A 5745-nucleotide genomic window follows, 5' to 3' on the forward strand; every position below is an offset into this window, starting at 1 on the left:
CTAATAACTTATATGCGGTCATGCTTCTTCAGGCTTCCAAAACCAGATGCACCCCATTTGACGGGCGATCGAGCTTTTCCAAATAAATTTTATTGCGATCGCAAATTCCGCACATCCTGAATGCTGAGTCCCGTTGTTTGAGCTATGGTTGCATCATAAAGGGAGATACTGAATTTGTCCTGCCAATTCTCCCTCAAGGCTGCACTCCAGAAGGATCAGAATATCCTCAATTACCCTACCAATTGGTGCATCGAAGGTAACTTCAACAACTCCTGACATTGGCTTACCTGCGGCCATACGTTCATAGGCATAGCGCGTAATCGTAGCAACATCATGAGTCAACAAAATCCGATCTTCTTGGGCTGCCCATTCCTGGACTATTGGGTCATCTTCACCGGATAAGCCCACATCTTGGACGCGAACAATGTCAATGTCTGGTTTGCGACGCATCAAACCTCTAACAATTGTATTGTCAAAGTTTTCATCAGCTAGGAATTTCATGCGATCGCTCTTGTTGACGGGCCAGCAATCTGTCACGCAATCCCTGCGGATCAAACCTTGCCTCATTCATTTTGCGAATCTCTTGTGCTTGTTGCTGTCGAAGCTGCAAATATGTTTCGACTTCCTGCTGGTGATTGAGGTAAAAGGCGATGGTGGCATACACGTCAGCCAATCTCAGCGACGGATAACGATAAACGATTTCCTCTGCGGTTGTTCCCTGCTTAAACACTGCAATTACGGTATCCAAAGTTACGCGAGTTTTACCCACTCGCACCACACCGTCAGCATTAGTTTGCAGGGGTGCAGGTTCAGCTATAACTACTAATGTCATGGCAACCTTAACGCTTACTGTCTGAATTGTATCAGAACTTCGATATGACTTTGAGGGAAAATTTGAGTTAGAGGGGTAATATCGCCAGCAGCAATTTCCTGACGTACTATCTCAGCTAGACTATCCCACTGAGTGTCTGTTGTAGCTTCAAATTGAGCCTGCCACGCGCGTTCATCACCTATCTCTTCTTCCGCCATTAGAATGCGGATTAACTCTCGTTTCTCGATCGCAGAAAGCTGTCTAATGGTAGGGAGTAATTCTGTTAGTGCGATCGGTTGTTTTCCTACGATGCGTCTATGTTAACGGTAGCAGGTCAACGCAGTAATTGCAACTTCCAGGGGGAGTTTAGCAAAAAATGCCCCAACATTGCTATAATAAAGAATCTTAAAAACTCAACACAAAAGGCTGAGGTTAAAGTCGTGACAATAACTTCACAAGAAACGGATGTAGAAATTCAACAATTCCCGATTCTTCTGGGACAGGGAGGGGAAATTACCATTCCCCAGTTATTGCAAGATGCTCTCAAGGTCGATCGGGGAGATATGCTGGTGCTACTCCAAATAGGTAATCTGATCGTGCTTGCTCCCAAACAACCTCAAGTTCCCCAACTAATCGATCGGATTGCAACGATTATGGAAAGTGAAAATGTGGGTTTGACTGATTTATTGGCTGGTTTAGAAGCGGAGCGAGAGGCGATTTGGCAGGAGAAACAGTCTTGATGCGTAGGATATTTGCAGACTCCAGCGTGTTAATTGCCGGATGCGGATCGCGAACAGGAGCTAGTCGTGCTGTGCTGACAATGGCAGAAATAGGTCTTTTCAAGTTGGTTGTATCTGACCAAGTTTTGGAGGAATGCGATCGGAATATACGCAAAAAAATACCTGCGGCTATGCCAATTTTTACAGAGTTGCTAGCTGCTATCAACCCCGAAATTCAACCCGAGCCATCTCTCGAAGAATCATCGCGGTGGGCGGCTGTTATTGAAGCTAAAGATACCCCGATTTTAGCGGCCGCTGTTCTGGAAAATGTCGATCGCCTGTTGAGCTTAAATACCAAAGATTTTACGGCCGAAGTTGCTGCACAAAGCGGGTTAATCATTCAAACTCCAGCAGAATTTGTTACAGGAATTCGAGATATTGTAGGAAAAGGTTTGTTGTCAACGTGATGCGATGGTGATGAGCCATGAATCAGAAAGGCGATCGCACTTGTTTTTTTTGGTTAGGGCGATCGATATCTAGCTCCATACTACACTGCAAATAAATTATGGTGGATATTAACGCTTCGTTTCAATATCGAACTCAATTTTAATTGTTGTTATCCAGCTTTATTGCCTGCATTAAAGCTGCACCAGCACCAAAAGTATCGTAGGGCGTTGGTAGGTAGTAAATCTTGTAAGCTTCCAAAGGAAAAATATCCTCAGTGATATCCTCTTCCGCCATTAGAATGCGGATTAACTCTCGTTTCTCGATCGCAGAAAGTTGTCTAATGGTAGGGAGTAATTCTGTTAGTGTCATCGGTTGTTTTCCTACGATGCGTCTATCTTAACGGTAGCAGGTCAACGCAGTAATTGCAACTTTTAGGGGAGTTTCACAAAGATTGGCGCGATCGCAACTAAAATGCGATCGCGCGGTATGATATTACTAATGTTGAAACGATGTGGTAGTTGCGGGCGATCGCACTTAGTTTTTTGGTAAGGGCGATCGCACTTTGAGAATTATTCACACATTCTACAGCTTGAAGCACTTACAACTACACCATCAATGTACCTCCAAACAACCGGAATCATGGTTCGATCGTCTACCTCTGAGGAATGAACGAAAGAAGTGACTAACTGCCGCTCCACTTGAATCATATCCTTTGGTAGTTCTACAAATCCGTTGTTATTTGTGTGCATATGTGGCATACATACCCCAAGATTGTATTTGGCAAGTTGTTTGATAATGTCTTGCACTTCTTCAGTCTCAATCGCTTTTTGTGCAATTTGCAGACTCTCTGGCAGATTATTTAAGGTTCCCTCATTAATTTTGGTTTTCACAATTGATCTCCTACTCAAGTAATATTTTATACAGTAGACCGATCGCACAAATCCTGTAAAGGAAAAAAAGTTGGAAAAAGTGGGAACTTCCTAAAAATCCGACGCGAAGCCAAAAAAGTTGGAAAAAGTGGGAAAAAGTTTGCTATAGTAACTAAAATTATCCCACCATCCCACCTATGGACAGTCCTCAGATATTGCAATTTGTCGATGAAGCTGTCTGCGCCAAGACAGGCAAACATCTAAATAACTTGCAGCGGGGGATTATCGCAGGAATACTGAAGCGTCAAAGATATGCTGACGTGGCAGAAACTCATGATTATAGCTCCCAGCACGTTAAAAAGGCTAGTCACGAGCTTTTGCAAATGTTATCTGAAGTCTTTGGTGAACAAGTTAAGAAAAGTAATCTTGAATCCGTCCTAGAACGGCATATAAATCAGAATATAACAACTCTTGGCAATAAAAATAATCAAAAAATTATTGGTATTAACTACATCAACAATTGTTCTAATCCCTCCACTCCTACCCCATATCAAAGTCCACCGGAAACTACCGACTTGCAGGAGGAAAGCAAAAATCAAACTAAGATTGAAACAATTGATAAATTACGGCAGTTTGGCTTGAGCGACGAGCAAATTGCAGAAGCGCTAGATATACCTTTAGAGCAGGTTAAGCAGGTGGACTTGGAGGAGTAAAGTCTGGTACAGTAATAAAGAGGTAAGTTTTGAAAATAAATTAGGAGAATCAATTGAAAATCAAAATTATCATCCACGAAGCAGAAGAAGGCGGATTCTGGGCAGAAGTTCCTGCTATTCCTGGTTGTGCAACAGAGGGAGAAACCTTCGAGGAACTGTTGCAAAACCTCTAGGTCGCAATCGAAGGTTGCCTTAGTGAACTAAAATAAAATATCCCCAAATATTTTCAGCTATGAACACAAAACTCATTGAATCCTTAGTACAAATCATCCAGACACTTTCTGAAGAAGAGCAATTGCTAATCAAAGCAAAACTATTTAGTAACATCCCCTATCCTTCTACTGTGGAAATAACCCAGTTAGCCCAAAGCGGAGGAGCATTTCAATTCCTGCAAGATGAACCTGATATTTATACCCTTGAAGATGGAGAGCCAATTTAGTGCTAAAAAAAGGAGATATTGTTTTAGCTGAATTTCCCTTTACAGATTTGAGTCAGAAAAAGTTACGTCCGGCTTTAGTGCTGTGGGCAAGTTCAACCATAGATGAAATTACTATCTGCTTCATTTCTTCGCAAAATGTCACTAACCTAAGTTTAGATGAATTTGCTTTAAATGCTTCAGAACCAGAATTTTCTAGCACGGGATTAAGAGTATCTTCTAAAGTTAGAGTGACTCGGATTGTCAGTCTTGAACAGAGATTAATAGTGAGACGATTGGGCGAGTTAGGAAGTCAGCAAATGCAGCAATTGAATGCAACTATAATACAAGCATTTCAATTAGTATAGGGTTGTTGAGTCTCGCGCGCTTGCCGGAAACGATCGCAAATCCCTGCAATAAAAGTTTCGCCATCAATCGGTGGAGTATGTTTCGATATGGCAACAGCAGCATCTATCTTAACTCGCACAGAGTCGATCGACTGGCGATCGGCGCGATCGTACTCATCTAACAATCGCAAAGCAACTTCCAGCACTTCTTCGGCAGAGCCATATTTACCAGTTTGCAGTTTAGTCTGAATGAATATCTCTTGGGTTTTCGTCAGAGTAATGCTCATAGTATTGATTTACCCGTTTACTTTAATTATATCGCATCGATCGATCTTTGAAACTGGCGAGCTGTAAAATTAGCATACCTAATTATTTCAAACCAGCACCGGACGACTTCTCAGCGGCACAAGAATTTCATGCAAAACACTAGGCTTCGCACTAAGATACACTTCGGCACAATTAGCCTCGTTATATCCGACAATAATTGCACCGATCGCACTACCGATTTCAGGATACATCTCTTCACTCATCTCTCCCTCATCCAAAAAGTCTGGAATTTTAATCAAACCTTTGACACCATCTTCACCAATATTAACAAACACTCCAAAGGGAGCATGATATTCAACTTTACCCAGCAAAAACTGCCCCAATCTGTACTTTAACTTAATTTGTTCCCAGCTTTGACTATCCATAATATTCACTGTGGTTTGAGGACTCGTGGAAATTGGTTGAGTATGGCAAACAAGCGTTGATGTACAATTACCTCAATTCGCTCGTAACCGTCTTTCTCATCATAGCGATATTCCAGCGACTTGAAATACTGCTCATAACTTGACTTATCAATTGAAACCTCCAGTATCCCTTCTTTATAGCTTTGATTATACTCTTCTGCAATACTTCGATCGTTGGGGCCGGCAAAATAGCAATTTCCATCGACATAAGGAGGATTGTAGGGAAAATCGACTGGTTGAAATCCCTCTTTCAGTAATTTCTGACCTTTGCGTTTTTGAGGTGCTTTGTAAATCGTAATGATTTGGGGGGATTGTGACTGACTAGGTTCCATGTAAAATGCTTCAAATCTCCCTACACTTTCCTTCACTAAATGCTTGTTCTGCTTGTCGAATCAAGGGGTCAAATTTGCCTGCTTTCAGATCCTCTTCGATTTGCCGATCCCAAAGAGATTCTTGGAACTCTTCAAGCCATTCGACAAACTCTGCGAGTTCATTCTGTGGAAGTTGCTTTACTGCTATCTTGAGTTCGGCAATTTTCATGAGTAAGCAATTTTTTTTCGTAATATTTGTTTACGTGTTTGCTCTAATTATATAGCATCGATCGACATCACCGACCTTCGCCATCACATTATACCAAAGGGTGCATCTCACTTTTGAAGCCTGAAGAAGCATGACCGCATATAAGTTATTAGT

Annotated in this window: 15 protein-coding genes; 6 read left to right on the plus strand and 9 right to left on the minus strand. The window is 41.8% G+C overall.

The window, feature by feature from the left end; genetic code table 11:
- Window positions 1-153: 153 nt before the first annotated feature.
- The 3 genes from QT974_RS30070 to QT974_RS30080 are packed head-to-tail and all read right to left on the minus strand — an operon-like array spanning window position 154 to window position 1029.
- The gene (locus QT974_RS30070) at window positions 154-501 is read right to left on the minus strand and encodes a DUF5615 family PIN-like protein (RefSeq protein ID WP_333472046.1); all 348 of its coding nucleotides are present in this window, start codon (window positions 499-501) and stop codon (window positions 154-156) included.
- Complete coding sequence (locus QT974_RS30075; RefSeq protein ID WP_333472047.1) at window positions 485-832, minus strand: DUF433 domain-containing protein; 348 nt, start codon at window positions 830-832, stop codon at window positions 485-487. Before QT974_RS30075 ends, QT974_RS30070 begins: the two co-directional genes overlap by 17 nt.
- A 14-nt stretch (window positions 833-846) precedes the next feature.
- Complete coding sequence (locus QT974_RS30080) at window positions 847-1029, minus strand: hypothetical protein (RefSeq protein WP_333472048.1); 183 nt, start codon at window positions 1027-1029, stop codon at window positions 847-849.
- 222 nt (window positions 1030-1251) lie between these two features.
- On the opposite strand from QT974_RS30080, the gene QT974_RS30085 reads away from it, so the two are divergent.
- The gene (locus QT974_RS30085) at window positions 1252-1551 is read left to right on the plus strand and encodes a hypothetical protein (RefSeq protein WP_333472049.1); all 300 of its coding nucleotides are present in this window, start codon (window positions 1252-1254) and stop codon (window positions 1549-1551) included.
- Window positions 1548-1997 (plus strand): PIN domain-containing protein, encoded by a 450-nt coding sequence (locus QT974_RS30090; RefSeq protein WP_442933225.1) that lies wholly within the window; start codon window positions 1548-1550, stop codon window positions 1995-1997. The genes QT974_RS30085 and QT974_RS30090 overlap by 4 nt, the downstream gene beginning before the upstream one ends.
- A 139-nt stretch (window positions 1998-2136) precedes the next feature.
- On the opposite strand, the gene QT974_RS30095 is transcribed toward QT974_RS30090, so the two are convergent.
- Both QT974_RS30095 and QT974_RS30100 read right to left on the minus strand, forming a co-directional pair.
- Window positions 2137-2346, minus strand: a complete 210-nt coding sequence (locus QT974_RS30095) for a hypothetical protein (RefSeq protein WP_333472050.1) — start codon at window positions 2344-2346, stop codon at window positions 2137-2139.
- Window positions 2347-2546: 200 nt separating this feature from the next.
- On the minus strand, window positions 2547-2867 hold the full coding sequence (locus QT974_RS30100) for a hypothetical protein (RefSeq protein WP_333472051.1): 321 nt from the start codon (window positions 2865-2867) through the stop codon (window positions 2547-2549).
- Window positions 2868-3061: 194 nt separating this feature from the next.
- On the opposite strand from QT974_RS30100, the gene QT974_RS30105 reads away from it, so the two are divergent.
- Genes QT974_RS30105 through QT974_RS30120 form a run of 4 tightly spaced genes read left to right on the plus strand, consistent with a single transcriptional unit; the run spans window position 3062 to window position 4342 of the window.
- Window positions 3062-3559 carry a hypothetical protein gene (locus QT974_RS30105; RefSeq protein WP_333472052.1) on the plus strand — a complete coding sequence of 166 codons (498 nt, stop codon included), beginning with the start codon at window positions 3062-3064 and terminating at the stop codon, window positions 3557-3559.
- 53 nt (window positions 3560-3612) lie between these two features.
- A complete protein-coding gene (locus QT974_RS30110; protein WP_293177285.1) occupies window positions 3613-3732 on the plus strand; it encodes a type II toxin-antitoxin system HicB family antitoxin in 120 nt (39 codons plus the stop codon).
- 59 nt (window positions 3733-3791) lie between these two features.
- The gene (locus tag QT974_RS30115; RefSeq protein ID WP_333472053.1) at window positions 3792-3998 is read left to right on the plus strand and encodes a hypothetical protein; all 207 of its coding nucleotides are present in this window, start codon (window positions 3792-3794) and stop codon (window positions 3996-3998) included.
- Window positions 3998-4342 (plus strand): type II toxin-antitoxin system PemK/MazF family toxin, encoded by a 345-nt coding sequence (locus QT974_RS30120; protein ID WP_333472054.1) that lies wholly within the window; start codon window positions 3998-4000, stop codon window positions 4340-4342. The genes QT974_RS30115 and QT974_RS30120 overlap by 1 nt, the downstream gene beginning before the upstream one ends.
- On the opposite strand, the gene QT974_RS30125 is transcribed toward QT974_RS30120, so the two are convergent.
- From QT974_RS30125 to QT974_RS30140, 4 genes are all read right to left on the minus strand, one after another.
- The gene (locus QT974_RS30125) at window positions 4330-4608 is read right to left on the minus strand and encodes a ribbon-helix-helix domain-containing protein (protein WP_333472055.1); all 279 of its coding nucleotides are present in this window, start codon (window positions 4606-4608) and stop codon (window positions 4330-4332) included. The genes QT974_RS30120 and QT974_RS30125 overlap by 13 nt on opposite strands.
- Window positions 4609-4695: 87 nt before the next feature.
- A complete protein-coding gene (locus tag QT974_RS30130; RefSeq protein ID WP_333472056.1) occupies window positions 4696-5013 on the minus strand; it encodes an RNA-binding protein in 318 nt (105 codons plus the stop codon).
- A gap of 5 nt (window positions 5014-5018) precedes the next feature.
- Window positions 5019-5384, minus strand: a complete 366-nt coding sequence (locus tag QT974_RS30135) for a hypothetical protein (protein WP_333472057.1) — start codon at window positions 5382-5384, stop codon at window positions 5019-5021.
- A 10-nt stretch (window positions 5385-5394) separates the two neighbouring features.
- Window positions 5395-5592: a hypothetical protein gene (locus QT974_RS30140; RefSeq protein ID WP_333472058.1), complete on the minus strand. Its 198-nt coding sequence runs from the start codon at window positions 5590-5592 to the stop codon at window positions 5395-5397.
- Window positions 5593-5745: the final 153 nt, after the last annotated feature.

Source organism: Microcoleus sp. BM001215392 (assembly GCF_036700185.1).
Lineage (GTDB): Bacteria > Cyanobacteriota > Cyanobacteriia > Cyanobacteriales > Microcoleaceae > Microcoleus.

What these genes read in the sequence shown, in the direction of transcription:
- QT974_RS30130 (WP_333472056.1), bottom strand. Translation starts at nt 5,013, where the DNA reads ATGGATAGTCAAAGCTGGGAACAAATTAAGTTAAAGTACAGATTGGGG.
- QT974_RS30075 (WP_333472047.1), bottom strand. Translation starts at nt 832, where the DNA reads ATGACATTAGTAGTTATAGCTGAACCTGCACCCCTGCAAACTAATGCT.
- QT974_RS30140 (WP_333472058.1), bottom strand. Translation starts at nt 5,592, where the DNA reads ATGAAAATTGCCGAACTCAAGATAGCAGTAAAGCAACTTCCACAGAAT.
- QT974_RS30125 (WP_333472055.1), bottom strand. Translation starts at nt 4,608, where the DNA reads ATGAGCATTACTCTGACGAAAACCCAAGAGATATTCATTCAGACTAAA.
- QT974_RS30070 (WP_333472046.1), bottom strand. Translation starts at nt 501, where the DNA reads ATGAAATTCCTAGCTGATGAAAACTTTGACAATACAATTGTTAGAGGT.
- QT974_RS30135 (WP_333472057.1), bottom strand. Translation starts at nt 5,384, where the DNA reads ATGGAACCTAGTCAGTCACAATCCCCCCAAATCATTACGATTTACAAA.
- QT974_RS30080 (WP_333472048.1), bottom strand. Translation starts at nt 1,029, where the DNA reads ATGGCGGAAGAAGAGATAGGTGATGAACGCGCGTGGCAGGCTCAATTT.
- QT974_RS30115 (WP_333472053.1), top strand. Translation starts at nt 3,792, where the DNA reads ATGAACACAAAACTCATTGAATCCTTAGTACAAATCATCCAGACACTT.
- QT974_RS30095 (WP_333472050.1), bottom strand. Translation starts at nt 2,346, where the DNA reads ATGACACTAACAGAATTACTCCCTACCATTAGACAACTTTCTGCGATC.